The following is a 25,002-nucleotide window of genomic DNA, read 5'->3' on the forward strand; positions in this document are numbered from 1 at the left end:
CCGCAAAGCGATGACAACGCGTCGGTTTGTCATGGCGTGAATCCGAGATCACGACCGGCCAACAGCTGTCGTAACTTTGCTGTCGTGATCCGAAAGATCGACTGTGGAGGATGGGCACCAAAGACTCCCATCTGTCTGAGCCGAGCGATCGGGATTGCGGGCTCCATGTATGCGGCTAGGAGATAATTAATCACCTTAACGGGACGCGTTGGCGTCGCCTGCCAAGCCTCAAGGTCCTTCTCGCTGTAGACGGAGCGACCACCAGTCATCAATAAAAGATCGCGGGTCGATTCCGCGAGCTTCATATCTTCCAAAATGCCAATTGCCGTAATCGCCTGTGATGGCTTGAGGTCGGATTTTCCCTTGTAGAACATTAGCAGTGCCCCAGGGGCACCCAGGTTGGACGGCGCGCGGCAAAGATAGACCTTGCGGATGGTGTTTCCAGGTCGTTTGGGGCCTCCACCGCGGCCTTGTGGATCGAACAATTCAAACTGCACAAGCTGGCGAAGGTCCGGATAAAGAACGTCATGGTAGGCTTCTTGTATCGGGATCCCGAAGGCCTCGGTCTCCTCAGTAACCACAAAGCGAGGATAGTTCAGGCGGTGTGTGTCAAAGCTGCTTTGGCTGGGAACGGGTGGGAGTGCAGCAGGCGACAGCATTTTCTCGTAGATCCGCTCCTCATCTTCCTTTGTTGCGGTATGCTGGAACCCAAAATATTCCAGGAGATCGATCAGAGTGGGTTGGGTCTCAAAGGTCGTGACATAGATGAGATTGTAACGATTCCGCTGGGCGAACCAGAAAGCCTTTTTGAGCAACAGCTCACCGATCTTGAAGCCGCGTTTCTCCGGCCGGACTTTGAACGTGCAAATCTTCAGGATCTTCGCAGCTTTTTGGGTTGCATCTGTATCCGCGCCGATTTCATCTTTCCGTACGAGAATGCCGGCCACGCCGCCATCGTCTACGATCCAGCATGGACGGTGCTGTTTGACGCATTTCTCGGTCCACCAAGCATCGAAGTCTTTATGGTCTTCGCGCAGGCTATCGAAAATCGTGTCAGTGAGCGGGATCGAATGGGCTGAAACCTCTTCGACATATCGGACTGGAGCCTCGACAGGCTCGAAGGTTGTACGGAGCAGCTGCACGGCATCTGCCACAAAGAGTACTCGACGTCCGAGCTCGGGCGAATGACGACGCGCACGATCATGGAACCCACGGTCCTGCGTAACAACAAAGTCGGCAGCCCTAATGGCTAGGGCATGTAGCAGCGTTGCATCGACCACGTCATTCGGGCGCGGCAAAGAGCCGAATTCGGCTTGAAGCTGTGCGGCTGTCAGACCGCGAACCTTAACTAGCGTCTGGAACTTGTCGAGCTTGCTTAGGGAGATACGGCGGCGCGTTGCATCAGTGTCCCGGCCAATATCATCTCGCGCGGCCTCATGGACAAATATGTCCACTTTATGCTTGGCGGCGAGACTAGTGAACGCAGCGAAGGCCGGTTCGACCGTTCTGTTATCTTCTAGAAAAATTATGACATTAGTATCAATTAGATAAGTTTGACGGCTCATTCTGGAGCGCTCTTTGCAGACTGGGCTTTGCGTACAAAAATGACTGCGGTGCCTTAAACCCAAATCGCTCCCTCAATTCCGCTAAATCGAGGGGCCGAGAAAACAGCCGTGGCTTCACCATCGTCAGAGCGTAGCCTTCATCCAGCCCCCCAAAATAGGAGTCGAAATCGGCCTTACGAATCGAGGCCGATCTGCCATGGCGTTGCCACAGGGTTTTGATCGGCAACCGTTCGATACCACGGATTTCAGCGGCGCCAACAAGCGCGCGCACTGGCGACGTCGAATAGATATAAGCGACAGTTCCTCGAGGGGTAGCTAATGGAAACCTGCGCCGAAGTTCGACTGTTTTCTTGCCGACCAGAATCTTTTTGGAGTACTCGGGTTTAATACTTAGAACAAGATCGCGACGCGACCTGAGGTCATGGTCGAAGATCGGCAATACATATTGGTCATGATCATCTTGATATGCTCTCAAGGTATCGGCGAGAGCGTCGGACACAGCTGGGAAGACAGCATCGATACGCAAGCGCGCGCCCAATGCTTCGACATATCGCTGAAGGGAAGAAATCTGAACATCGCCCCGCTGTTCGATTTTCGAGACGGCGGCTTGGCCTACGCCCAACCGTTGTGCAAGCTCCAATTGGGTCAGTCCGAGAGCCTGCCGCAAGGTTTTCAGTGATATGCCAACTACGCGGCCAGCCTCGCCGCTGCCGACGCGAACTGCATCGACGAAGGTGCCATCTTTCGATGCAATATTGTCTCTCTGATTCATGGGTATAATGATAGCAGGTATATTCCCTATAAGGAATTATTGTATATCGCCGGAGACATTCGCGCCGGCATAGTCCCGCCTGACCAGACTGAGGTCATGCACATGGATCAAGTCGAAATGCCTCGAGATCAAAACTGGGAGGCACGCCGCAACTGAAATGAGTGTGGTTCGAGCATCAGCTTTCGGCCACTGTCGTGATCGTCGGAGCGACTGCGTTGAGCGACAGAGCGATAAGCTGGCTGGCGAAGGGGAACAGCGTTGCCGTTGCCAGGGCAGAACAGCCAAGCCTTAAGGCGCCGACGTCGCAATCGCAGCCCACGCAGGCCGAACTTTGCCCACTGCACGGCATCGCCCTAATAGGCCAGCCGATCGCCTGATAACGCTGTAGCGGCTTCGCGACGGCTTGTTACGAGCTGGAATTCAGGTTCCGCCAGGGGCATGGCTGGCGGGCACCAACGCCCCCTCAATGCCTCTTGAAATACTGCACCTCGCGTTCGTGCTTTTCGGCGGCCTCGCGGGTATCGAAGGTGCCGAGATTGCGGCGCTTGCCGGTCTTTTCGTCCTTCTTGCGCGAATAGAGGCGGTATTTTCCGTCTTTGAGTTTTCTGATCATCTGTCACTCCCCGAGCCGCTGCTTCCCCTTAAGGTTGCGCGCGGCTTGTTCGATAGCCGCCCTGTCGTTTCCCAGCCTGTCGATCAACCCCTGCGCCTGTTCGCCCGATATGCCGGTGCGCACCGCCAGGGCCTCCACCGTCAAAACGTCGGAGCTCGCGACCTCGCGGGTTTCCGGCAGGGCATCGCCTGCCGTCAGTGGCAGGGCTGCCTCCCTGTCGATCTCGGCCTCGGCCTGGTGCCAGTGCCGCTCGGGATCGCCATGGATCCCGCCTTCGCGTTCCCAGATCTGGTATGCGCGCTCACGAATCTTGTCTTCCCGGTCGTCGCCCATGTTGATTTCTCCTTTGGGTATCGGATGAACGCCGCGCCAACCCGAACGATCCAAGAAATCTGCGTGATCGTTGGGTGGGGTCGCACAAGGCGCCATGCACTGCGGCCGCCAGCCACCCCCCGGCCTGCCTACTCGCACTGCCTGCGCGGCCCCCCGGAATACGGCTGATAGCTGTTGTCCTCCGGTCGATATGACCGGTAGCGGCTGAAGCAGTATTGCACGTGATCGGATGAGAGCTCGGCGGCGCCGGGTTCATCCGATGGCGGGTAGCCCTCCACCGACGACGTATCGCTCGCCTCGAAATAGCTGCCGTCATCGGCGGCGCCGAGATAGGGCGAGATGCAGGGGCGCTGTTGTCCGCTGTAAGATGTGTAGTGGTTGTCGTCCGGCCTGTAGGAGCGGTAGCGGCTGGCGCACCATTCCACGTGGGCGGCGGGTAGCGTCTGCTGCTCTTCCGCTGGTGGCTGGGTAGAGCCGGTCGCGGTGATGTCGGTTGTCGACGCTGGGGCATCGGCGGGTTTCGAGGTGCGATCGACTTCCGAGGTGCGAACGGGGACCGGGCGGGCCGGGAGGCGCTCGAGGCGCTGCGAGGCCGGGTTCACCGGTCGCGGGTCCCTGGTCCACAGTTCGGCGACGCTGGAGACCGGGGCGGCCGGCCGTACCGGCTTGGCTATTAGAAGCCAGGTGGCGAAGGCGAGGCCGCTGGCGAATACGGCAAGCGTCAGCACGAAGCCGCCAAAGATTGCGAACAAGGCTTTCATGCCGCGCTCCTTCGCCTCCCGGTTAAGGAAATGCGGGGGTGGGGAATCCGGTTCCAGGAAAGCGCGGGGCGGGGATCTTAGGCGGCTTTCAGTGCAGGCCGAATTCGCGCAGCAATTCTTCGCGGTAGCGCACGAAGCGGCTTTCGCTGCGCTCGCGCGGGCGGGGCAGGTCGATGTCGATCAGCCGCGCCGCGCCGCCTTTCTCCTTGGGCAGGATCAGCACCCGGTCGGCAAGGTAGATCGCTTCCTCTAGGTCGTGCGTCACCATCACCATGGTGACGTTCTCCTCGCTCCAGATGCGCGCCAGTTCCTCCTGCATGCCGATCTTGGTCATCGCGTCGAGCGCGCCCAGCGGCTCGTCGAGCAGCAGGATTTCGGGCTGCACGGTCAGCGCGCGGGCGATGCCGACGCGCTGCGCCATGCCGCCCGATAGCTGCCGGGGAAACGCATCGCTGAATTCGGCGAGGCCGACGAGCGCGATATAGAAGCGCGCCCGTTTCTCGGCCTCGGCCTTCGGCACGCCGCGCACTTCGAGGCCGAAGGCGACATTGCCGAGCACGGTCAGCCAGGGCAGCAGGCGCGGTTCCTGGAAGATCACCGCGCGCTCGGCGCCGACGCCGTGCACCGGCTTGCCGTTGATGGCGACGCCGCCGCTGTCGGCGGCCTCCAGCCCGGCTAGGATGCGCAGCAGCGTGGTCTTGCCCGATCCGCTGGCGCCGACGATGACAAGGCATTCGCCCGAGCGGATGTCGAGGTTGAGGGTCCTCAACACGACGAGCGAGCGCCCGCCGATGCTGAACGATTTGGACAGGTCGCGTATGCTGACCTGACCGCCGCTTGTGCTGCTCATCGCGCTCGTCTCCCAACTGGTTGGTCGGTCGCTTTTGTCAGTTGGTCTTGGTTTCGCCCGGCCGGTAGAGGATGTCTGTTGCCTTCAGCTTGCCCTTTGGCAGGCGGCCGTCGCGCTCGAGCACGCTGACCCAGAAGTCGATGTCGCGGTCCGTCGCCTTGGCGCCCTGGCGCAGGCCGAAGCCGGTCCAGTAACGCGCCAGCTCGCCGTTCTCGCCGCGCTTGTCGAGGATGTTTGCCAGCACCTTGCGCGCTTCGTCGGGGTTCTGCAGCGACCAGTCGGAGGCGCGCGCCGATTGTTCGACGAAATTGCGGACGGCGTCGGGATGCGCGGCGATGAAGTCGCGCCTGAGCACGACGAAGCCGCCGGCCAGCTCGCCCAGCACGTCGGTGTCATTGAACACGCCACGCACGCCGCCATTGTCGACCAGCGCCCCGGCAAATGTCGCCTGCCAATAGCCCAGCGCCGCGATGTCGACCTGGCGGGAGCGCAAGGTCTGTTCGAGCTGCGGTCCGGGCACGACGACGAGATTGGCGGCGTCCGGCGACAGGCCGACGCTGTGCAGCGCCTCGCGCACGGTGTAGTCGAGATGGGCGCCGAGCGTGTTGACGGCGATGGTCTTGCCGGCAATGTCGGCGATCGATTTGATCGGGCTGTCGTCGAGCACGTAGAAGACGCTGCGCACCTTGCTGTTGATGCCGTTGCTCGGATAGACGGCGACGAAGTCGTTGCCGCCGGAGATCGAATTGATCACGGCGGCGGTTGCGGCCGAGCCGATATCGACGCTGCCGGAGGCGAGCGCAAACAATGATTCCGGGCCGCCGCCGGAATAGCCGACATTCTCCACCTCGATACCGAGGCCTTTGAAATAGCCGAGCTCGCCGGCCAGCTCATGCGGAGAGATGCTGCCACGGCTGGCGAGGGAGCGGAACTTCACTGGTGCCGCTTCGGCAAAGGCGAAGCGCGGCAGGCCGGCGGCGAGAAGGCCGGCGGCGAAGGGCGCGCCGGCAAGCAGGGAACGGCGGGTGATTTTCATGGTCCGGGTCTTTCTTGATTTGAGTTCTGGCCTGGTTGAGATTGGTAAGGGCGGGTGGTCAGTCGACGGCATTGCTCCAGCGGCAGAGCCGGCGCTGCAGGCTGACCAGCGCCTGGTTGGCGATCAGGCCGAGGCCGGCGAGGATGACGATTGCCGCAAACATCAGCGGGATCTGGAAATTGTACTGCGCGTTCATCACCTGAAAGCCGATGCCCTTGTTGGCGCCGATCATTTCGGAGGCGATCAAAAGGAGCAGCGCCGTGGTAGCGCTGAGCCTAAGCCCAACGAAGATCGACGGCACAGCGCCGGGCAGCACGACGCGACGGAAGACGGTGAGCTGCCTGGCACCATAGACGCGGGCCATCTCCAGCAGTTTCGGATCGACTTGCTTGACGCCGCCGATGGTGTTGAGCAGCAGCGGGAACAGCGTCGCCCAGAAGATGACGAATACCTTGGACGCCTCGCCGAGCCCAAGCAGCAGGATAAATACGGGATAGAGCGCCAGCGCCGAGGTCTGGCGGAAAACCTGCAGGATGGGATCGAGCGCGGTTTCGACCGTGCGCACCTGACCCATGAACAGGCCAAGTGGGATGGCGACCAGCACGGCGCCCGCGAAAGCGAGACCGGCGCGCTGCAGGCTGATGGCGATGTCGCCGAGCAGAGTGCCGCCGGCCAGCCCCTTCCAAAGTGCTGCGACAATCATGTCGATCGGCGGCAGCACGGCCGCGTTGACCCAGCCCGCGCTGCTCGACACTTGCCAGATTGCGAGGAAAGCGATGAGAACGCCGTAGCGCGACAGGAAGCGGATGCCCGCCCGGCCACCGAGGCGCAGGAAGTCCGTGCCGAGGCTTGTCGTGCTGTCAGGCGTGCCGAGGCTGGCGGCCTGTTCGATGTGCTGCAAGGTCATCGTCTTGCCTCCTGCTTGGAAAATATCGGGCTTCTCGGGATTATTCGGCGGCCAGCACCGCCGAGCGGGCGGCGGTCCAGGGGCTTTCCGGCCGCCTGAGGCCGAGGTTCTCGCGCAGGGTCCTGCCTTCATAGGCGGTGCGGAACAGGCCGCGGCGCTGCAGTTCGGGGATCACCAGCTCGACGAAGTCGTCGAGGCCGCCGGGCAGCCAGGGCGGCAGGATGTTGAAGCCGTCGGCGGCTTCGTTGCCGAACCATTCCTCCAGCTGATCGGCGACCTGCGTGGCGCTGCCGATGACGGTATAATGGCCGCGGGCCGTTGCCACCCATTGGTAGAGCTGTCGGATGGTGAAGTTGTGCTCGTCGGCAATCTGGCGGATCAGCGCCTGGCGGCTCTTCATGCCTTCGGTCTCCTTGCTCGGCGGCAGCGGTCCATCGAGCGGATAGCCCCTGATGTCGAGCGTCTGGCCGGCCAGCCCGTTGAGCAGAGCGACGCCGTCTTCGGGCAGGATGAGATCATTCAGTTGCTGGTACTTGGCACGCGCTTCTTCTTCGGTGCGGCCGACGAAGGGTGCCACGCCCGGCATGATCAGCACCTGCTCGGGATCGCGGCCGACGGCCGTCACGCGCGCCTTGATATCGCGATAGAATTCCTGCGCCGACGCCAGGTTCTGATGGGCGGTGAAGATGACTTCCGCCGAGTGGGCGGCGAGCTTGCGACCGTCTTCCGATTGCCCCGCCTGCACCACGACCGGGTGCCCCTGCACCGGGCGCGGCACGTTGAGCGGCCCTTTCACGCTGAAATGCGCGCCCTTGTGGTCGATGTCGTGGAGCTTGTCCTTGTCGTAGAAGCGCCCCGATTTCTTGTCGCGGATGAAGGCATCGTCCTCCCAGCTGTCCCACAGCGCCTTGACCGTCTCGACATGCTCATGCGCGCGGGCATAGCGCTCGGCGTGGGCAGGCTGCGTCTCGCGATTGAAGTTGCGCGCGGTTTCGTCGCCGGCCGAGGTGACGACGTTCCAGCCGGCGCGGCCATTCGACAGATGATCGAGCGAGGCGAATTTGCGGGCGAGCGTGTAGGGCTCCTCGTAGGTGGTCGAGGCGGTAGCGATGAAGCCGAGATGCGTGGTGAGCGGCGCCAGCGCTGCAAACAGCGTCACTGGCTCGAAGCCGGCGATCTTGGCGTTGCCGCCTTCGCGGGCGCCGAGCCCGACCGTCAGATTGTCGGCGAGGAAATAGGCATCGAACAGGCCGCGCTCGGCGGTCAGGGCGAGCTGCTTGTGGAACTCGAAATTGGTGGCGCCGTCGGCCGGCGCCTCGGGGTGGCGCCAGGCGGCGATATGCTGTCCGCCGCCGGGCAGGAAAGCGCCCAGTTTGATTTGCCTGGATTTGGTGGATCTGGTCATCGCGGTGTGCTCCTGGACGGATCGGAAAGGGGATCTCGGGTCAGCGGTGCGCTCAGGCGGCAAGGCCGACGCCGTAGGGCACCCCGGTTACCCGGCATGCCTCGGCGACCGCCTGCCGGGCGCGGGCGTGGATGGCTTCCGACACCAGCACGCCATTGGCAAAATCCTTGTCGGATGCGTAGATCGCGGTCGGCACGGTCAGTGCCTCGAAGAAGCCGAACAGCGGCCGCAACTGGTGCTCGACGATCAGCGAATGGCGCTCGCCGCCGCCGGTCGCGGCGAGGATGACGGGCTTGCCCCTCAGCGATGACGGATCGAGCAGGTCGAAGAAATGCTTGAAAAGCCCGGTATAGCTGCCTTTGAAAGTCGGCGAGCCGGCCACCAGGATGTCGGCGCCCAGCAGCCGTTCGACGATGTTGCGCGCCGCCGGGTCGAGATCGCCGAGGCGCCTTGCCTGCGGCAGGGACGCGCCGAGATCCTCGATGTCGAAGACGGCCGAGGCCGCGCCGATGCTTTCGGCGGCCTGCCCGACAATGTGGCTGACGAACGCCTTGGTCTTCGATGGCCGGGTCAAATTGCCCGACAGCCCCACCACGAGCTTTTTCGACATTCCTGGCTCCCTCTCAAGCGATCCACTTCAAGCGATCTATGTTAAGTCTAGAGAGTTTGTAGAATTAAAAGAGCGAGAAAATTTCAAAGGTAGCGCATTGGGCGAACGGAGTTTGCGGCACATCGCCCGCAATTGGTTCATTCAATGCGGCGCACTGCGCCCGCAGCGCATCGACCAGCGACGCAAAGGCCTGGCAGCACCTTGTCCCTAGGGCTGCGGTGAATCAGGTCAATTTGATTCAAATCCGGCTGTGGATATTTGCTTTTGGCTAAATCGAGGCGGTCATCTTGCCGGCGGGCGGGCAACAGGGAGATGCCTATGACAAGCGACTTTGCCGCCGCACACCTGCACCTTGAACGAGCCTGCCACTATTTGAGCGGCGAGGACGAGACGAGCCGCACGGCTCGTGCGGCTCTGGATCTCCTGATCGATGCAATTGTCGCAGCGCAATACAAGCGGCCGGTGGGAGATGTTGTGGAGTTTCCAAGGCCGGCAAAGCTGGGGCAATCCGCAAGCGGGAACGGGTAATCCAACTAGCGGCGTCCCTTGTCCTGCCGGATTTACATGAACCAGGTGGCCACCAGGCCGATCGTCGCCGAGAAGATAGCGGCGGTCGTTGCCCAACCGAGTATGTTGGTGCTGCGGCTGTTCACCTGCTCCCCCATGATCCTGCGGCTGTTCGTCATCAGCATGATGAGCAGCAGCAAGGGCGGCGTCGAGAAGCCCTGAACGATGCCGGACCAGACCAGCGCCTTCATCGGATTGAAGCCGAGGAAGTTGAGGCCGGCGGCGATCGCCGTAAAAAATCCGATGGCGAGATAAAATTTGGGCGCCTCTCGAGCCCGGGCGTGCAGGCTGTTTTTCCAGCCGATGGCTTGTGCCACATCATAGGCAGCGCCGGTGGTCATGATAGGAACCGCTAGGAAACCGACGCCGATCACGCCTGCGGCGAACAGAACGCTTGCGGCCTGGCCGGCGAGTGGGCGCAGCGCCTCCGCGGCTTGCGCGGCCGTGTCGATATCGTGGTGGCCCGCCTTGTAGAGCGTAGCACCCGTCGACAGGATGATGAAATACATGATGAGATTTGAAAACGTCATGCCTATGAGGATGTCCCGGCGCGAGCGGCGGAGTTCGCCGGCGGTGGCGCCCTTCCTTTGCCTGAGCGTCGTTCGCCCTTGGGCAATCTCCTCCTCGACCTCCTCATTGGACTGCCACGTGTAGAGATAGGCGGACAGCGTCGTACCGATGATGGCGACCAGGATCGACAGGAACTCGCGGTTGAATTCGATCCTTGGAAGCAGCGTTCCGCGCAGCACCGCCGCGGCGTCCGGCTTGGCCAGAATGGCGGCACCGACATAGGCGAGCAGCGCCAGCGCCAGCCAGCGAAAGATGTTACGGATCAAAGTATAGGAGCCGAAGACCTGGAGGGCGAAGATGAGGGCGGCGACGAACAGCACGATCAGCGGAATGGGAAGCGGCACGAATATGTTGATCGCCGCGGCCATTCCACCAAGATCTGCCGCTGCCTCGATGGTGTTGCCGACGAGCACACCCAACAGCACCGACCAGAGCAGCCACCGCGGGTAGAAGTCCTTGATGACGTGGAACAATCCGCGCCCCGACACCTGGCCGAGCTTCGACGACAGGTAGACGACCGCGTACATCATCGGCAAGGTCACCGGAGCCGTCCAGAGCAGGTCGGGTCCGAAACGGGCGCCGGCACTGGCATAGGTGCCTATCGCGGAACAATCGTCGTCGGCCGCCCCTGTTATCAGTCCGAGGCCGAGCGCTCGTCCTATGCCGCCTTTGCCCTCCTTCGGTGGGATGGAATGATCGGAACCGGCCTGCCTCATTGCGACCGGACCGGGTTGCGAACGAAAGACGCGGCCTGCCATGCAATAATGGTAAGGATCGGTCGCGGCGCTGGTCTCATTTTGCTTCCTTCAACAACTTGCCCAAACCCGGCGTACCATGACTTGTTCCGCGACGACGGGACAGGGGTTTTGTCTCAGGCAAAAAAGTTCGGGTTGACCGCTTCCGAACGCGAAGCGACTATCCGTTCGAGGCGAAGATCGCAGGAGGAAATGCAATGGACGAGCCCGGTCAGTGGCGCCACATGTCGAGCGCGCCAAGGGACGGCAGCAGAATCCTTGTCACGGTTCGGCCGTCCGAACAGGGTCCGGCCGAGGTCGACATGGCTTACTGGGCCCGCGCCGATCAGTTCGGCAGCGAAGGCTGGCGCGCCTCCGACTCGTCTCCAGGACGCATCGTCGAATATGCCGAACCCGAACTGAAGTGCTGGATGCCGCTGCCGTCGGCCAATCTCAGCAAGGGATCGATGCCGAGCCCCTGGGAGGGCGAAGATGTGCCGCTGGTGGATGGCTCCGGGATATGAGCTAGCGGGAAGGGTAGTTTTGATCGCTGGCGGGACAGCGCCCGCCCCTGTCCTGCCGGCCAATCTCCCCCTCAAGGGGGGAGATTGGCCCTCATCGCGGCCTTCGCTAATCTCCGACGCTGCAAGAAGGGCGCGGCTATTGAAGCTGCCGATCTCCCCCTTGAGGAGATGTCCGGCAGGGCAGAGGGGGGTGTGAAGGAATGCCAACGTCCCGGTTGGCCCGCCTCGTTAGAACAGGAATGCGGCCGTGGCGGGGTTCGGGCCGGTGCGGCCGTCGGACGAATCCATGCCCCGGATAAGCTCGAGGTCCTTCGCTTCCAACTCGAAATCGAAGACATCGAAATTGGCGGCGATGCGGTCCTGGTGGATCGACTTTGGAATGACGATCAGCCCTTCCTGAAGGTGCCACCTGACGATCGTCTGCGCCACCGACTTGCCGTGTTTCCTGGCGATGCTTTCAAGCGTCGGATCGCTCAACAGCCGGCCGCTGCCCAGCGGGCTCCAGCTCTCAATGCGGATGTTGTGCCTGTCGTGGAATTCACGTTTGTCACGCTGCTGGAAGCGGGGGTGGAGCTCGATCTGGTTGACGGTCGGCGTGACGCCGGTCTCGCCGATGATCCGTTCGAGGTGGTCCTGGTTGAAGTTCGAAACGCCGATCGACTTGATCCGGCCTGATTGCCTGAGTTCGATCAGCGTCTTCCAGGCCTCGACATATCTGTCCTGGCTGGGCACCGGCCAGTGGATCAGGAACAGGTCGATCTGTTCGATGCCGAGCTTGCTCATCGTCTCGTCGAAGGCGCGCAAGGCGGCGTCGCGCTGATGTGCGCCGTTGCGCAGTTTCGAGGTGATGAACAACTCGCTTCTCGGCACGCCGGCCGAGCGGATCGCCTGCCCGACACCTTCCTCGTTCTGATAGCCTTCGGCGGTGTCGATCAGCCTGTAGCCGGCCTCGATCCCCCAGCGCACCACCTTGGCGGTGATGGCTGGATCGACCTGCCACACGCCGAGGCCGATTTGCGGAATGGCGGAGGCGTCGTTCAATCTGATTTGTTCAGGTCTATTCAGGGTAATCTGTTCAGGCATGTTCAGGTCCTTCTGCATCGCTCCGCCCGGCGCAGGCTCTATCTAGTCTGAATGGCCGCCAAAGCCAGTCGATATCAGGAGAATGTGAGGAGACGGACGTGAAGCGCTGATCCTCCGCTTCGGGCCGACAGCTCTCTGTGACCCACGGACTCCAGGGAACTCTATACAGGACGACCCCACTATCGCGGATTCTGTGGTATTCTGTGGACTATCCAAGGAGGCGACTGCGTTGACCAACAGCTTGGAAGCCGAAGGGGCAAGAGACTGGTCGCCCCTGCTGGTCGCGGCAGAACAAGGCGATGCGGAGGCGGTTCGATCGGAAATGGCGGCTGGCGCCGACATCAATCAGTCGGACGACGGCGGCTGGTCTGCACTTCACCTTTCAGCCCTCAATGACCGCACAGCTGTGGTGGAGGCGCTGATCGAAGACCCGGAAATCGACGTGAATTCCAGAAACAAGTGGAAGAGCACGCCCTTGAGCCTTGCGTCGGCCAAGGGACATTACGCGTGTATCTCAGTCCTCGTGAGACACCCCCAAATAGAGATCAACGCGCGAGCTGACTACTACGGCAGAACGGCTCTTATCGAGGCGGCGAAGAACGGGCATCTCGAAGTCGTCAAGTTGCTCGTGGAGAATGGCGCGGCAGTAAATTTGACCGACAAGACGGGGAGAAACAACGCGCTCATCGAGGCTATCAAGGGGCGGCACTACGAGATCGCGGAATACCTGCTGGATTCTGGGAAAGTGAGCTTTATCAACAAAGAGATGAGGCTAAACGCCCTGATCTGGGCTGGCAGCTGCCACAACCCTCAGCTTATCGAAAAGCTGGAAGCCGCGATCCACAGTTTCTTCGACGGCAAATAAGGGCCTCGCCCTTGCTGTCGCGGGGCGCGTCCGTATCTCCCGTCACGTCGACACGCTCGATGGCGCAAACGGCCCCGCGGCGCTTCACAAAAATTATTCAACCAAACGGTTGACTATCTCAAAGCGTGCGTCTATATTCAACTACATGGTTGAATTAGAGACACCCCAGATGGACGCGGTTTTTCACGCCCTTGGCGACGCCACCCGGCGGCACATGCTTCGCGATCTCGCCGATGGCGAGAAAACGGTAAGCCAGCTGGCGGAACCCTTCGTGATGTCGCTCGCGGCGGCCTCCAAGCACATCAAGGCGCTGGAGAACGCAGGGCTTATTCGTCGAGAGGTGAGGGGCCGCACGCATCTGTGCCGACTAGCCCCTGGACCGCTGGCCAGCGCCCATCAGTGGCTCAGCTTCTACGAGCGCTTCTGGACCGGTCGTCTCGATGTTCTCGAACGCCTTCTTCGCGAAGAGGACGCACGCAAAGCCCAGGATGAGTCCAGGAAATCGCCCAACCCGAAAGAAGGAGACGAGCAATGAACCAGATGAGAACCATCGACGCCTATGGCGAGCTGAGCGAGCCCGCCACGTTCACCATCCAGCGCCTCTTGCCCGGCCCCATCGAGCGCGTCTGGGCCTATCTCACCGAGAGTGACCTGCGCCGGCAATGGATGGCCGCGGGCCAGATGGAAATGAAGGCCGGCAGCTCGTTCGAGTTGGTCTGGCGTAACGACGAGCTGACGGACCCGCCTGGCCAGCGACCCGCGGGCTTTCCCGAAGAGCATCGGATGGAGGGCCGGATCACCGAACTCGATCCGCCGCGCAAGCTTTCCATCACCTGGGGAAACACCGGCGGCGTCTCCTTCTTGCTGGAGGCGAAGGGTAGCGATGTGCTGCTCACCGTCGTTCATCGCCGCCTGCCGGAACGTGCAATCCAGCTCAACATCACGGCCGGCTGGCACATACACCTCGACCTGCTGGCCGCCCGCCTGGCGGGCAAGACGCCGACCTCGTTCTGGGACGGCTGGAGCCGCCTGCGGGAAGAATACGACCGCCGCCTGCCGGCCTGATGTAACTCGCGGCGGCCATCCCTGAGGTCGCCGCCAGCAACACGAAGCAACGCTGAAACGATGAAACGTGCTTGCATCCCGCAAGCCTGATGGAGGAAGTCATGCGCAAATTGATCGCTGGAATGAAGATTTCCGTCGACGGCAAGATGGAGGGACCCGAGGGTTACGCCGATTGGGTCGACGCGTGGTCGGACGAATACGGCCTGACGCCGCAAATCGACGCTTGCCTGCTTGGCAGCGTCATGTATGCCGGCTACGAGCGCTACTGGAGCGCCATCCAGAACGAGCCCGACAAGCCGCTGCCGATGACCGGCAAGTTGCCGAAGCCGGCCGAGCTCGAATGGGCCAGCTTCGCCGCGCAGACGCCGCATTATGTGCTGTCGAACACAATGACTTCGGCGGCCTGGCCAAAGACGCGCTTCGTGCGGAATTTCGAGGATATCGCTGCGCTGAAACAGCAGCCCGGCAAGGACATCTACCTTATGGGCGGCGCCCGAATTACCGCGAGCCTTATCGATGCCGGGCTGGTCGATGAGCTCAGGCTGATCGTCTATCCGCTGCTCGCCGGTGACGGAAAGGCGCTGTTTGGAACGGCGAAGAATCGTCGTGGGCTCGAACTGCGCAAGATCGAGCAGCTTTCGGACGGCCGCGTCGGGCTGGTCTATGGGATCGGCTAAAGCGCGTCGCGTTCGATCGGCCTCATGCGACGCGCTTTTTGCGCGGCATGCATTAGCGCCAAGGTCAGGCAACGACGCCGCGGCAGGCCCAGGCGACATTGGCAAAGGACCTCGGGCCGTCGGGCCGGCCGGCCTCATAGGCGTCGCGCATGGCGGCGTCGGTGCGCGCCCGCTCTTCCGGGTCGAGCGCGGCCACATACTTGCCGAGCGGCCCTTCGCCGGCGGCAATCGGCGCCCAGTAATCGTCGAAGTTTTGGTAGTCCATGCGGATCATCAACTGGGTTTCCGTAACGTCGCGGAGACCCTGTTCGACAAAGGTCCGTTTCATTTCACCCGGCTGCATCATCGGCTGCGTGCAATAGCGGGCACGCAGCTGGCGTCCGCCTTCACTGAGCACCGCCACCGTGTCGATCATCATGCGCATCCCCGGCATGCCGCCGAGATGGTCCCATACCGTCGCCGCGACGACGCCGCCCGGCCGCACGACGCGGCGCATCTCGGCGACTGCCTTGCCGGCTTCCGGCACGAAATGGAGCACGAGCAGGGCCAGGGCACGGTCGAACGCGCCATCCTCAAAGGGCAGGGCGCAGGCATCCGCCTGACGGATTTTTATCCGCGGATCGGTGCTGCGCCGGATTGCCTCCTCGACGAAAACGGCCGAAAAGTCGATCGCCGCGACCTCACCGAGGTCAGCGGCCTTGACGAGCGCGAAGGTCAGACTGCCGGTGCCGCATCCGACGTCGAGGATCTTTTCGCCGTCCTTGAGGCCCGCGAAGCCGATGAACAGCGGCGCGAGCTTTTGGCTCCAGCGGCCCATGAGCTGCTCATAGCCGGCAGCATGGTGAACGTTGAAACTTGAAGTCATCGAACCCTCCTCCCAAAGCCGTATGCTAGACTTCGGCAGCCGCTGACGAAAGCCACTTTTGGCGCGTGTTGGTTCGGCAGCCCGGAGCGCGCGAAGACATCGCCGGCCGGATTTGATGGCGCCGGCCAGCCAGCCTCCGTGGCCTCGACCACCTATTCGGCGGGCAACCCGCGGCGCTTCCATTCGCTGCGCGGCACCGGATTTCCAACACGAAAGGCAAACGACACGACTCTCGTCGCGTCCGGATCGACCTCGCAGCGAAAGCTCAGATCGTACCACTGCCCGTTTGCAGGGAACGGCGCACTGGCGACTTTCATGACCGTGCCGGCCTTCAGCCGATACTCAAGCAGGCTGTTCGGGAAATAGGGGGGCGACGCGTGCACCAATTGCTGTGCGAGTTCCGTGTTGCAGAGCTGACCGATCCGCACGGCGCGCGGCACATTTTTCATCGCGGTTGTCGCTACCGGATCACCGGTTGCTGATTTCGAGAACAATCTCTTCGCTTCCTGAAGCTTCAATGGCCTTTGCACTTTGGCGACATCCGCTGGCTTGGGCTTCGGCGGCGGTGATGCGCCAGGCGACGGAGCCTGGTCTTTCCCTTCGACCGCTGTCACGGCAGGTGGCTGTGCAAGATCCTGGTTACTGGGAACTTGCGGCGCTGGCGGTTGTTCCGAACCATCCTCCGCACTGTTGCCGTCCAGAGACTTGCGAGGACCGGCGTCCTTCTCACCGAATTGGAAGACAGGTCTCTGCGCGGCGACCTCACGGCTCGCCGGGGTCTCGACCTTGGCTTCCGGCTGCTTTTCCGGCTTGGGCGGTTCAGCGGGGGACGGAGGTTTGGTTTTTTCCGGCGGTTTAGGCGGCGGCACGATATCAACTGCGATGGGCTGCTCCTTCTGCGGCTGCGGGGGCGACAGCGGCAGTGCGGACAAAAGAAGCGCGGCGGCGAGCAAATGCACGACCGCGGAGGCAGGCAAGGCCCACCCGAATACCCGGCGCTGATCCCGTATCTCGTCTCTCATCGTGACCGGTGTGTGGAATGAAATATTGGCGGCATCAAGCATCGATGCCGCCAGACGTCGAAATAACCCGTTGCGAATCGAAAATCGGCGGCTGCAACACGGAGCGGCATCCAATCGTGTGGCGTCGGCGTCCGTGCAGGGGACCGGGCCAGCAGCGCATGCAGCAAGTCGTCATTTCAGGCGGCTAGCAGGCACGCCCTGCCGGCACGGTGTCGCCGGTTGAAATCACAGGGAAACCGATAGCCCGCCGTCAACCGCCAGCACGTGCCCGTTGACGTAAGCGGCAGCGTCGGAGGCGAGAAACACCACTGCTCCGCCGAGCTCCTCAGGCTGGGCCCAGCGGCCCGCGGGGGTTCGTGCCTCGACCCATTTGGTGAAGGCCTCGTCGCGCATAAGTGCGGTGTTGAGCTCGGTGGCGAAATAGCCGGGGGCGATGGCGTTGACGGTGATGCCGTGACGGCCCAGCTCAGCGGCAGTGGAGCGTGTCAGCCCGTGCAGGCCCGCTTTTGCCGCCACATAGGCGTGAATGGTGGGGCGGCCAAGGATCGCTGCGACCGATCCGGTGTTTATTATGCGCCCGAACTTGTTTGGCAGCATCAGGCGCACCGCGTCGCGCATCATGCGGAAGCAAGCCGACAGATTGACGGCAACCACATGGTTGAAATCCTCGTCCTGCCATTCGACCAGCGGTTTCCGATGCTGGATGCCGGCGTTGTTGACCAGAATATCGAGGCGGCCGTGGCGTTCGACGATTCCTTCGAGCGACGCCCTTGAGATCGCCGCGTCGGTGACATCGAACGGCAGGGCTTCTGCACCGATCCTTTCGGCGGCCGCGGAAAGGGCGGCCATGTCGCGCGCATTGACGATCACCGTCGCGCCGTTTTCCGCAAGTGCCTTGGCCATGGCAAAACCAAGACCACGCGAGGCACCCGTGACCAATGCGACACGGCCCTTGAGCGAGAACAATTCCGGCATTGAGATCCCCTATGAAAAGGGCGGGAGTTTCCTCCCGCCCAAAAGCACTATTTGGCGACGCAGGTGTCGGCTGTCTCCGGAGTGCAGACATCGAGGCCCGTGTAGGTCGGGTCGGCCGGCGGAGCCTTGCCCTCCTTCATTTCCTTCAGCGCCATCATCGTCTTGTAGCCCATCTCGAACGGCCGCTGGCCGACCTGGCCAAGGGAGAAACCTTCCTTCATCTGGTCGATCTGTACCGGAAGCGTGTCGGCAACGACAAGGGCCAGGGCTTTCGAGGCGATCTTGTCCTTGTACGGTGCGACCGCGGCGCGGTTGGCATCGGGAATGAACTGCGGGAAGCCACCGGTTGGGACGAATGCGTCGAGGTTCGGGTTTTTCGCCATGATATCCTCGAACTGTTGCACCGAAAGCGGGAAATCATCGTTGGTGTAGAGCGGACAGCCTTCGATTTCGGTCCAGCCGTTCTGGCCCGTCAGCCGATCCCCGGGCGAGGCCGCCGATTTGGTGCCCGAAAGTGTATCGCGAATGCCCTGCATGCGCTCGTTGTGGTTGGCCGCCGCGGCGCCGCCGGACTGGATGCAGATCGTGCCGCCTTTGGGCTTGATCTGCATGACAAGCTTGGCGAGGTTCTCGCCGATCTCATAATTGTGCGTGCCGATATAGGCGACGCGCAGATCCTTGTTTTCGGGCAGGAGGTCGGAATCCCAGGTGAGGACCGGGATGCCGGCTTCCTTGGCGGCCTGCAGCGCAACCGCCATCGCCGCGGCGTTCGATGGCGACACGGCGATGCCGTCCACCTTCTTGGCCACGAGATCCTGTACGATCTGTACCTGCTCGTCGCCGCCGCCATGCTCGCCGGGGCCAATATACATGCACTCCACGGCGCCATTGGATTCGGCTTCGGCCTTCTTGCAGCCGTCGCGTGCCTGGTCGAAGAAAGGATTGTTCATGTTCTTCGGCACCAGGGCGAAGGTGTATTTCGCCTGGGCGCCGGAAACGGCGAGCACCATTGCGCCAAGCGCCACGGCGGCCGTCAGCAGATGTTTTTTCATGTGACGTTCTCCTCCTGGGTGTGATCCCGCAAGCCTCCCGCCGGCGGGTTTCTAGCGGCGTTTTTTGGGCATCAAGACTGCCAGCGACGCGGCGAGAATCGATTTGCCGCCGGTTTGCATGCCCAAAAGAACCGCAAGAACGATGAAGGCGCCGACGAAGGCACCCTGCCAATTTGAATCGATGCCGGCCATCAGCAGCGCATTCCTGATCACCTCGAGGAAGGCCGAACCGATGATCGCACCGAAGGCCGTGCCGGCGCCGCCCATGAGGCTGGCGCCGCCAATGACTGTCGCGGCGATAACGCGCAGCTCATAGCCCTGGCCCATGGCATTGATGGCCGAGCCGTTGTAGCCGAGGAGCAGGAGCGAGGCGAGCGCGGCGGTGAAAGCCGAGAAGAGATAGGCCTGGAATTTAATCCAATTGACCGGAACGCCGGTGAGCCGTGCCGCCTCCTCATTGCCGCCGATGGCGAAGAGATGCCGGGCCCAGGCTGTGAAGTTGAATACGAAGCCGACAATCAGGGCCAAGATCACCATGGTCCAGAATTGTGACGACAGTTCTGGTATCCAATGCGGTGCCCAGTCGTTCGGACCATGCCGCGGCCATTTCCACTGACCGATTGCCTTCACGATCGGAGCATCGGGCCCGAACTGGTAGAGCATCTGGTTGGCCGAGAATACGACCGCCAGCGAGCGCGCGACGGACAGCATACCGAGGGTGACCACAAAGGACGGCATCCCGACATAGGCGACAAAGAATCCGTTGACCGCGCCACAGGCCAGACCGGAGAAAAGGCCCATGGCGAAGGCGACGTACCAGGGATAATGCCAGGTGAGGAACAGGCCGGCGACGATGACCACGAGACCCATGACGGAGCCGACCGACAGATCGATACCGCCGGTGATGATGACGATCGTCATGCCAAGTGCCATGATGCCGAAAGGTGCGAAATTGCGCGTCACATTGGCGACGTTTTCAGAGGTGCCGAAGCTCGGCTCCATCGCAGTCATCAACATGACGAGCGCGATGAGCGCGATCGTCACCCAGAAGGGCTGACTTGAAATCACACGTTGGAGAACTGTTTTTTCCTTGGTCGGGAGGAAATCCGACATGGCCGGCCGGCCATGTTCTTCGACTGAGCCCTGAACGCCAACTGACTCCTGAACACTATTCGCCACGGATGGCCCCCGTTATCAGTCCAGTGATTTCCTCGGGCGATGTTTTGTCGGCTGGCTTGTCGGCAACTTTCGAGCCCCGCCTGAGGACGATAATGCGATCTGCCACGGCGAACACGTCAGGCATTCGGTGACTGATCAGCATGACGCCGACTCCTTGTGCTTTGAGGCGTCGGATTAGTTCGAGTACTTCCGCCACCTGGCGCACGGAGATGGCGGCCGTTGGTTCGTCCATCAGCACCAGCTTAGCATTTGAAAGCCGGGTCCGCGCGATGGCGACCGCCTGGCGCTGCCCACCCGACATCTTCCTGACGAGGTCGCGCGGCCGGGTTTCCGATTTGAGTTCCTTGAACAGCGCTGCCGAGCGATCGATCATCGCCTGCTTGTCAAGAATCCTGATCGGCCAGAAGCCTTTCTTGATCTCGCGCCCCAGAAAGACGTTCTGCGCGGCCGTCAGATTATCGGCGAGCGCCAGGTCCTGATAAACAACTTCGATCCCCTTGGCGCGGGCCTGCACGGGCTGGTGGAAGTGGCACACCTCGCCCTCGACTACAATTTCGCCGTCGCTCGGAGGAAAATTCCCGGCCACAGTCTTAACTATCGTCGACTTGCCGGCCCCGTTGTCTCCCATCAGACCAACGACTTCGCCTCGCTCCACCTGGAAGCTGACGTCAGTCAGGGCCTGGATAGCCCCGAAATTCTTGGAGACGTGGCGAACCTCAAGCACCGGCATCGCGGTCCTCCCGGGACAACATTTATCCGTCTTGTCCCTGGTCAATGCACAGCAGCTAATCAGCGAAACGTATTCAACACAATCATTTATTAGGTCAGGCCTCCCGGCCGTAACGCGCCTCGTCCGAGTGTGACTTGTAGCTGCTGCAGAGCACCGAGGCGCTCGGCCGATCCTTACAACAGTCACCAGGCGATCCTCATGCTTGCGCCGCTTCATATCCGTTTCGGGTGAAATGAGTGGGCATTTTTCGAGCGGTGCCAACGCCTCGGGTATGGAGCGCGGCAGAACACGTCATTCAAACACACGAGGACAGTGGCCAAGCCTGTCCCTAGCGTGCGTCGGCCAGAGCGCACGTCAGGAGATGAACCCGCATTCGGGGGAGGCGAGGGTCAAGTGTTGAAAGTCCGCTCCTTAACGGCGCTGCACGAGAGGGATATTCGGTCATGAATTTCAAAGGTTTGATCAAGCGTGCCGAGACTGTGGAGAGAGCGTTCAAGGAGCTCGAAACCGATTTGGCGGATGCGTTTAGCGAATGTCTCAATGTGGACGATCAGCCGCCGTTGAACGACGTCACTGTGCCGGATGAGACGGTATCGGATGAGAATCTCCCGGCAACGGATGACAGCTCGCAGCTCGAGGCCAATGCGGACGCCTTCGAGACCGCACGGCGGCTGACGCCCCATACGCAAACCCGGCTGGCTGCCTTAAGTGCGGTCGATGGGCTCTTTCACGACGCGCAGGAGTATCTGGGGGAGATCAATGCGAAACTGTCGGAGATCGCGACCTCGCATCATCTGACAGGCGAATTCCTAAAACTGCTCCACGGCGACATTCTTCGCGCCAACGAATTGGAGCTGGCAAATACCGGCCTGACCGCGCAGCAAAGGGTGCTGTCCGAACAGCTCCACGAAGCGACCAGAAAGCAGCGCGAGCGCGACAGCGCTATCGAGGCCCTGCAGCAGCACGAGGCGAGCCTGGTCGAGGACAAGGAAGCACTTCGCGGCGCGCTGGCGGCGGCAAGGCTGGAACTCGTCGTGGCAGGCAATGCGAGCGCAAAACGCGAGGCCGAGTTCGGCGAGCTTGTCAAAACGCTCTCGGCCAGAGCGGTCGAGGCCAACAGACGCTCGCGCGAGAACGAGATGCTGCGGGAGAAGCATGTCAGTCTGTCGATCGACCTCGACAAGGCGCTGAAACGGGAGGCCGAGGCGCGGCACAGGCTGGACGAACTCTCGACCGTCCATGCCAATGACGCCGCGCAGGTTTCCGAACTGCTGGCCGCGCTTGGCAAGAGCGAGAAAGAGGAAATGCGGCTGCAGAAATCGCTCGATATGGCGCAGACGAAGCTGTCGGAAATAACGGAAGCGGCCCGCATCAGGGACGGTGACAGGGAAGCCGAACTTGCACGCGGTGTCGCGGAGATGACCGGCTTGCGTTCTGAAATCGAGGATCTCCGATCGCGGCTGGAGGCCGCCTCCAACCAGAACAGCGAAGCCGCCAGCGAGATCGCCAGGCTCAAGGCCCAAGCGAGCGACGCGGTGGCGGAAAAGCAAATTGTCGAGCAAAAATTGTCCGCTCTCACGAAGGAGAGCGAAAACGACAAGATGAACCTTTCCGCGGTCAGCGCGAATTTTTCGCAGCTTTCCCTGCAGCAGGCATCCGAACAGATACAGTTCGACGTCCAGAGGCAGGAATGCGAGGATCTGCGAGCCGAAGTCGCGTCGCTTCAAGCTCGGGTCAAGGAACTGTTGCCCTACGAGCGGCTCCACAAGGTCACCAACGCCAGACAGCGTGAAGACGGCGTGGTCGAGATCACCGCCGCGGTGGCGGAGAAGGCCCGCGCCGGCAGGCGGCGCCTCCGCCTGCGCGCTGCATCCTAGCTCAGGCGCGGCTGTCTGAATTTCGACTGGTGTGAAGCGGATATCCGTCAAAGGATCGCGGGTCGAGCGTGAGGCTGGCCTTCGCTGCGTCGGCCTGCAATAGTGCACGCCGGTGAAGCGGAGGGGCTGAGCATGCGGCTGTTCACAAACCGGAATCACCTCCGGTGGAGGATGTTGGCCTTCATCGCCCTCATTACGCTTTCGCCGAAAGCGGCGTCGGCCGATACCATCCCACCCGACAGGATCGCCGCGGCCATTGCGAAGCTCGAATTGCTGGCCGAAGGCGTCGTCGCGGATGGTAGCGTACCTGGTCTCGCCATCGGTGTCGTGCAATGGCGACGAGGTGATCTTCCTCAAGGGATTCGGACATCGCGAGGCCGGTAAGCCGGAGGCCGTCGATGCCGACACGGTCTTCCAGATCGCCTCACTCTCCAAGCCGGTCTCCGCCACCGTCGTGGCGGCGCTGGTCAGCGACGGGATCGCTTCGTGGGATTCCAAGATCGCCGACCTCGATCCGGCTTTCCGGCTCGCCCAGCCCTATCCGACCAGCGAACTCACGGTCCGCGACCTGTTTGCGCACCGCAGCGGGCTTCCCGGCACCGCCGGCGACGACCTCGAGGACATCGGCTATGACCGCGCGGAGATCCTGCGCCGGCTGCGGTTCGTGTCGCCGTCATCGAGCTTTCGTGCGGGCTATTCCTACAGCAATTTCGGACTGACCGAGGGTGCCGTCGCGGCCGCGAAGCCGACGGGCAAATCATGGGAAGAGGTCGCCGAAGAGAAGCTCTACCGTCCGCTTGGAATGGCCTCGACCAGCTCCCGTCATTCGGACTTCATCAAGCACGCCAACCGCGCCGAGCTTCACGCCAAAATCGATGGCGCCTGGACCGCGAAAGTCCAGCGCTATCCGGATGCGCAGGCGCCAGCAGGCGGCGTCAGTTCCACCGCACGCGACCTCTCGCAATGGATGCGCCTTGTGCTCGGCAACGGGGTCTATGCCGGCAAGAGACTCATTGCCGCCGATGCGCTGGACCAGACACATATTCCCTTGACGGCTCGCGGCAAGAATCCCGTCTCCGGAGGCGAGGCCTTCTACGGCCTCGGCTGGAATATCGAATTCGGCCGGCACGGGCCGATCTGGGGTCACGCGGGCGCCTTCAGCGCCGGCGCACGCAGCCTGGTGATGCTCTTCCCCGAGGAGAAGCTTGGCATCGTCGTCGTCGCCAACGCCTTTCCGACAGGCGTGCCGGAGGGGCTGTCCGACAGCTTCGCCGATCTCGTTTTCGACGGAATGCTGGGGAAGGATAAGGTAAAGGCATGGAATAATATCTATGCGAGCATGTTCGGCCCGGTGATTGCGGCGGCCAAGGCCACCTATGCCGCGCCGCCCTCTCCAGCAAGTCCGGTCGAGCCGGCCAGTGCCTATGCAGGCCGTTACTTCAACGACTTCATCGGCGATGCGGTTGTGTCGGGCGAAGGAGACACTCTTGTCCTCAAGGTCGGGCCCGCCGGCGCGCGGTCCTATTCGCTGAAGCATTTCGACCGCGACCTCTTCGTGACCTTCCCCGATGCCGAGATGCCGGACAGGCCCTCGGCCGTCAGCTTTGCCGTCGGCCCCGGCGGCAAGGCGTCGGCCATGACCGTCGAATTTCTCGACGACAATCATCTCGGCACGCTGCAACGGGTGGGGGATTAGAGCAATTCCAGGAAAGTGCGAAGCGGCTTTCCGTCCATAATTGCGTAAAAACAGATATTTGGAGCGGGTCAGCGACTATCAAAAGCTGAACCGCTTTAGGTCAAAATTCAATCAGCTGACTGCCGCCAACAGCCGAGATGGTCAAAAAGCAGTCAAGCTTATTATGGTAGGAATCGCCGATAGCGGATTCGACAAATCATGCAAAGACCGACTAACGAGACCAGTCGGCTTTCGTCCCAAATTGGAGACCAGCAGGTGGCCTGGGTGCAGAATTGGGTCTGGCTAGTTAATTGGAACCCGCTGATCGATGAAATCGGTCACATGGCTGGCGAGGCCCTTGATGTCGGATTGCGTAGGATTCTCGAAGACGAGCTCAAAGAAACCGATACAGATGCATCTCCACGGCAATGGGCATCGTGCCATTTCGATGGTCCCCGACCGATTGCCGCTTTGTTCGGAATTGATCAAGGAACAGACATTTTACTCGTTCGGATCGAGGTGCCAGACAACCTTTCTGTACGCGCCGAGACAACACTTGATCTGATGAAGTCATACGCGTTTGTGGCGCCTGGCTGATCGTCCGCAATGGTGAAGGTTTTTCGATGCGGGCCGCGGCGTGACGGTGGCGGCTGGGCCTGTGTCGGCCCGCGTTGAAAAACCTCCCAAGGA

General features: G+C 61.7%; 25 protein-coding genes and 1 pseudogene. 8 read left to right on the top strand and 18 right to left on the bottom strand.

Annotated features, from left to right (window positions below):
* Positions 1-29: 29 nt before the first annotated feature.
* From NKK47_RS24095 to NKK47_RS24145, 11 genes are all read right to left on the bottom strand, one after another.
* Entirely contained in the window at positions 30-1,565 is a 1,536-nt protein-coding gene (locus NKK47_RS24095; protein ID WP_352578490.1) for a GNAT family N-acetyltransferase, read from the bottom strand.
* A complete protein-coding gene (locus NKK47_RS24100) occupies positions 1,540-2,337 on the bottom strand; it encodes a helix-turn-helix domain-containing protein (protein WP_352578491.1) in 798 nt (265 codons plus the stop codon). The genes NKK47_RS24095 and NKK47_RS24100 overlap by 26 nt, the downstream gene beginning before the upstream one ends.
* A 463-nt stretch (positions 2,338-2,800) precedes the next feature.
* Positions 2,801-2,950: a hypothetical protein gene (locus NKK47_RS24105; RefSeq protein WP_023677295.1), complete on the bottom strand. Its 150-nt coding sequence runs from the start codon at positions 2,948-2,950 to the stop codon at positions 2,801-2,803.
* Positions 2,951-2,953: 3 nt separating this feature from the next.
* Positions 2,954-3,283, bottom strand: a complete 330-nt coding sequence (locus NKK47_RS24110; RefSeq protein WP_352458206.1) for a DUF2934 domain-containing protein — start codon at positions 3,281-3,283, stop codon at positions 2,954-2,956.
* A 128-nt stretch (positions 3,284-3,411) separates the two neighbouring features.
* Positions 3,412-4,044, bottom strand: coding sequence for a BA14K family protein (locus NKK47_RS24115; protein ID WP_352578492.1), 633 nt, complete (start codon positions 4,042-4,044; stop codon positions 3,412-3,414).
* An 88-nt stretch (positions 4,045-4,132) separates the two neighbouring features.
* Complete coding sequence (locus NKK47_RS24120) at positions 4,133-4,894, bottom strand: ABC transporter ATP-binding protein (RefSeq protein ID WP_352578493.1); 762 nt, start codon at positions 4,892-4,894, stop codon at positions 4,133-4,135.
* Positions 4,895-4,931: 37 nt separating this feature from the next.
* On the bottom strand, positions 4,932-5,930 hold the full coding sequence (locus tag NKK47_RS24125) for an ABC transporter substrate-binding protein (protein ID WP_352578494.1): 999 nt from the start codon (positions 5,928-5,930) through the stop codon (positions 4,932-4,934).
* A 58-nt stretch (positions 5,931-5,988) separates the two neighbouring features.
* Positions 5,989-6,837, bottom strand: coding sequence for an ABC transporter permease (locus NKK47_RS24130; protein WP_352578495.1), 849 nt, complete (start codon positions 6,835-6,837; stop codon positions 5,989-5,991).
* Positions 6,838-6,877: 40 nt separating this feature from the next.
* Positions 6,878-8,242, bottom strand: a complete 1,365-nt coding sequence (locus NKK47_RS24135; protein ID WP_352578496.1) for an LLM class flavin-dependent oxidoreductase — start codon at positions 8,240-8,242, stop codon at positions 6,878-6,880.
* Between the two features lie 52 nt (positions 8,243-8,294).
* Entirely contained in the window at positions 8,295-8,852 is a 558-nt protein-coding gene (msuE, locus tag NKK47_RS24140) for an FMN reductase (protein WP_023677302.1), read from the bottom strand.
* 560 nt (positions 8,853-9,412) lie between these two features.
* Complete coding sequence (locus NKK47_RS24145; protein ID WP_352578497.1) at positions 9,413-10,705, bottom strand: Nramp family divalent metal transporter; 1,293 nt, start codon at positions 10,703-10,705, stop codon at positions 9,413-9,415.
* Positions 10,706-10,941: 236 nt separating this feature from the next.
* On the opposite strand from NKK47_RS24145, the gene NKK47_RS24150 reads away from it, so the two are divergent.
* Positions 10,942-11,247, top strand: a complete 306-nt coding sequence (locus tag NKK47_RS24150; RefSeq protein WP_023677305.1) for a hypothetical protein — start codon at positions 10,942-10,944, stop codon at positions 11,245-11,247.
* Between the two features lie 228 nt (positions 11,248-11,475).
* Here the strand turns inward: NKK47_RS24150 and NKK47_RS24155 are convergent, their stop codons facing one another.
* The gene (locus NKK47_RS24155) at positions 11,476-12,330 is read right to left on the bottom strand and encodes an aldo/keto reductase (protein WP_352569140.1); all 855 of its coding nucleotides are present in this window, start codon (positions 12,328-12,330) and stop codon (positions 11,476-11,478) included.
* A gap of 229 nt (positions 12,331-12,559) precedes the next feature.
* Between NKK47_RS24155 and NKK47_RS24160 the strand changes: the two genes are divergently transcribed.
* The 4 genes from NKK47_RS24160 (at position 12,560) to NKK47_RS24175 (ending at position 14,937) form a co-directional block, all read left to right on the top strand.
* Positions 12,560-13,195, top strand: a complete 636-nt coding sequence (locus tag NKK47_RS24160) for an ankyrin repeat domain-containing protein (protein ID WP_352578498.1) — start codon at positions 12,560-12,562, stop codon at positions 13,193-13,195.
* A 145-nt stretch (positions 13,196-13,340) separates the two neighbouring features.
* Positions 13,341-13,730, top strand: a complete 390-nt coding sequence (locus NKK47_RS24165; protein ID WP_023677309.1) for an ArsR/SmtB family transcription factor — start codon at positions 13,341-13,343, stop codon at positions 13,728-13,730.
* Entirely contained in the window at positions 13,727-14,260 is a 534-nt protein-coding gene (locus NKK47_RS24170; protein WP_023677310.1) for an SRPBCC family protein, read from the top strand. Before NKK47_RS24165 ends, NKK47_RS24170 begins: the two co-directional genes overlap by 4 nt.
* A gap of 101 nt (positions 14,261-14,361) precedes the next feature.
* The gene (locus NKK47_RS24175; protein WP_352578499.1) at positions 14,362-14,937 is read left to right on the top strand and encodes a dihydrofolate reductase family protein; all 576 of its coding nucleotides are present in this window, start codon (positions 14,362-14,364) and stop codon (positions 14,935-14,937) included.
* A gap of 64 nt (positions 14,938-15,001) precedes the next feature.
* Here the strand turns inward: NKK47_RS24175 and NKK47_RS24180 are convergent, their stop codons facing one another.
* The 6 genes from NKK47_RS24180 to NKK47_RS24205 form a co-directional block, all read right to left on the bottom strand.
* Positions 15,002-15,802 carry a class I SAM-dependent methyltransferase gene (locus NKK47_RS24180; RefSeq protein WP_352578500.1) on the bottom strand — a complete coding sequence of 267 codons (801 nt, stop codon included), beginning with the start codon at positions 15,800-15,802 and terminating at the stop codon, positions 15,002-15,004.
* 152 nt (positions 15,803-15,954) lie between these two features.
* Positions 15,955-16,866, bottom strand: coding sequence for a DUF930 domain-containing protein (locus NKK47_RS24185; protein ID WP_352578501.1), 912 nt, complete (start codon positions 16,864-16,866; stop codon positions 15,955-15,957).
* 183 nt (positions 16,867-17,049) lie between these two features.
* Positions 17,050-17,799 (bottom strand): glucose 1-dehydrogenase, encoded by a 750-nt coding sequence (locus NKK47_RS24190; RefSeq protein WP_352451446.1) that lies wholly within the window; start codon positions 17,797-17,799, stop codon positions 17,050-17,052.
* A 47-nt stretch (positions 17,800-17,846) separates the two neighbouring features.
* Positions 17,847-18,851 (bottom strand): sugar-binding protein, encoded by a 1,005-nt coding sequence (locus NKK47_RS24195; protein ID WP_023677316.1) that lies wholly within the window; start codon positions 18,849-18,851, stop codon positions 17,847-17,849.
* Positions 18,852-18,902: 51 nt separating this feature from the next.
* Positions 18,903-19,964 (bottom strand): ABC transporter permease, encoded by a 1,062-nt coding sequence (locus NKK47_RS24200; protein WP_352578502.1) that lies wholly within the window; start codon positions 19,962-19,964, stop codon positions 18,903-18,905.
* Between the two features lie 55 nt (positions 19,965-20,019).
* Complete coding sequence (locus NKK47_RS24205) at positions 20,020-20,760, bottom strand: ATP-binding cassette domain-containing protein (RefSeq protein ID WP_254819718.1); 741 nt, start codon at positions 20,758-20,760, stop codon at positions 20,020-20,022.
* Positions 20,761-21,203: 443 nt separating this feature from the next.
* Between NKK47_RS24205 and NKK47_RS24210 the strand changes: the two genes are divergently transcribed.
* The 3 genes and pseudogenes from NKK47_RS24210 (at position 21,204) to NKK47_RS24220 (ending at position 24,909) form a co-directional block, all read left to right on the top strand.
* Positions 21,204-22,637 (top strand): coiled-coil domain-containing protein, encoded by a 1,434-nt coding sequence (locus NKK47_RS24210; protein WP_352578503.1) that lies wholly within the window; start codon positions 21,204-21,206, stop codon positions 22,635-22,637.
* A 132-nt stretch (positions 22,638-22,769) separates the two neighbouring features.
* Positions 22,770-24,333: pseudogene (locus NKK47_RS24215) on the top strand (serine hydrolase).
* Between the two features lie 255 nt (positions 24,334-24,588).
* On the top strand, positions 24,589-24,909 hold the full coding sequence (locus NKK47_RS24220; RefSeq protein ID WP_352578504.1) for a hypothetical protein: 321 nt from the start codon (positions 24,589-24,591) through the stop codon (positions 24,907-24,909).
* Positions 24,910-25,002 lie beyond the last annotated feature (93 nt).

Source organism: Mesorhizobium sp. M0019 (assembly GCF_040323975.1).
Lineage (GTDB): Bacteria > Pseudomonadota > Alphaproteobacteria > Rhizobiales > Rhizobiaceae > Mesorhizobium.

Bases quoted from the DNA above. Each gene is read 5' to 3' on its own strand.
- NKK47_RS24095 (WP_352578490.1), bottom strand. From the start codon at position 1,565: ATGAGCCGTCAAACTTATCTAATTGATACTAATGTCATAATTTTTCTA.
- NKK47_RS24100 (WP_352578491.1), bottom strand. From the start codon at position 2,337: ATGAATCAGAGAGACAATATTGCATCGAAAGATGGCACCTTCGTCGAT.
- NKK47_RS24105 (WP_023677295.1), bottom strand. From the start codon at position 2,950: ATGATCAGAAAACTCAAAGACGGAAAATACCGCCTCTATTCGCGCAAG.
- NKK47_RS24110 (WP_352458206.1), bottom strand. From the start codon at position 3,283: ATGGGCGACGACCGGGAAGACAAGATTCGTGAGCGCGCATACCAGATC.
- NKK47_RS24115 (WP_352578492.1), bottom strand. From the start codon at position 4,044: ATGAAAGCCTTGTTCGCAATCTTTGGCGGCTTCGTGCTGACGCTTGCC.
- NKK47_RS24120 (WP_352578493.1), bottom strand. From the start codon at position 4,894: ATGAGCAGCACAAGCGGCGGTCAGGTCAGCATACGCGACCTGTCCAAA.
- NKK47_RS24125 (WP_352578494.1), bottom strand. From the start codon at position 5,930: ATGAAAATCACCCGCCGTTCCCTGCTTGCCGGCGCGCCCTTCGCCGCC.
- NKK47_RS24130 (WP_352578495.1), bottom strand. From the start codon at position 6,837: ATGACCTTGCAGCACATCGAACAGGCCGCCAGCCTCGGCACGCCTGAC.
- NKK47_RS24135 (WP_352578496.1), bottom strand. From the start codon at position 8,242: ATGACCAGATCCACCAAATCCAGGCAAATCAAACTGGGCGCTTTCCTG.
- msuE (WP_023677302.1), bottom strand. From the start codon at position 8,852: ATGTCGAAAAAGCTCGTGGTGGGGCTGTCGGGCAATTTGACCCGGCCA.
- NKK47_RS24145 (WP_352578497.1), bottom strand. From the start codon at position 10,705: ATGAGGCAGGCCGGTTCCGATCATTCCATCCCACCGAAGGAGGGCAAA.
- NKK47_RS24150 (WP_023677305.1), top strand. From the start codon at position 10,942: ATGGACGAGCCCGGTCAGTGGCGCCACATGTCGAGCGCGCCAAGGGAC.
- NKK47_RS24155 (WP_352569140.1), bottom strand. From the start codon at position 12,330: ATGCCTGAACAGATTACCCTGAATAGACCTGAACAAATCAGATTGAAC.
- NKK47_RS24165 (WP_023677309.1), top strand. From the start codon at position 13,341: ATGGTTGAATTAGAGACACCCCAGATGGACGCGGTTTTTCACGCCCTT.
- NKK47_RS24170 (WP_023677310.1), top strand. From the start codon at position 13,727: ATGAACCAGATGAGAACCATCGACGCCTATGGCGAGCTGAGCGAGCCC.
- NKK47_RS24175 (WP_352578499.1), top strand. From the start codon at position 14,362: ATGCGCAAATTGATCGCTGGAATGAAGATTTCCGTCGACGGCAAGATG.
- NKK47_RS24180 (WP_352578500.1), bottom strand. From the start codon at position 15,802: ATGACTTCAAGTTTCAACGTTCACCATGCTGCCGGCTATGAGCAGCTC.
- NKK47_RS24185 (WP_352578501.1), bottom strand. From the start codon at position 16,866: ATGCTTGATGCCGCCAATATTTCATTCCACACACCGGTCACGATGAGA.
- NKK47_RS24190 (WP_352451446.1), bottom strand. From the start codon at position 17,799: ATGCCGGAATTGTTCTCGCTCAAGGGCCGTGTCGCATTGGTCACGGGT.
- NKK47_RS24195 (WP_023677316.1), bottom strand. From the start codon at position 18,851: ATGAAAAAACATCTGCTGACGGCCGCCGTGGCGCTTGGCGCAATGGTG.
- NKK47_RS24200 (WP_352578502.1), bottom strand. From the start codon at position 19,964: ATGTCGGATTTCCTCCCGACCAAGGAAAAAACAGTTCTCCAACGTGTG.
- NKK47_RS24205 (WP_254819718.1), bottom strand. From the start codon at position 20,760: ATGCCGGTGCTTGAGGTTCGCCACGTCTCCAAGAATTTCGGGGCTATC.
- NKK47_RS24210 (WP_352578503.1), top strand. From the start codon at position 21,204: ATGAATTTCAAAGGTTTGATCAAGCGTGCCGAGACTGTGGAGAGAGCG.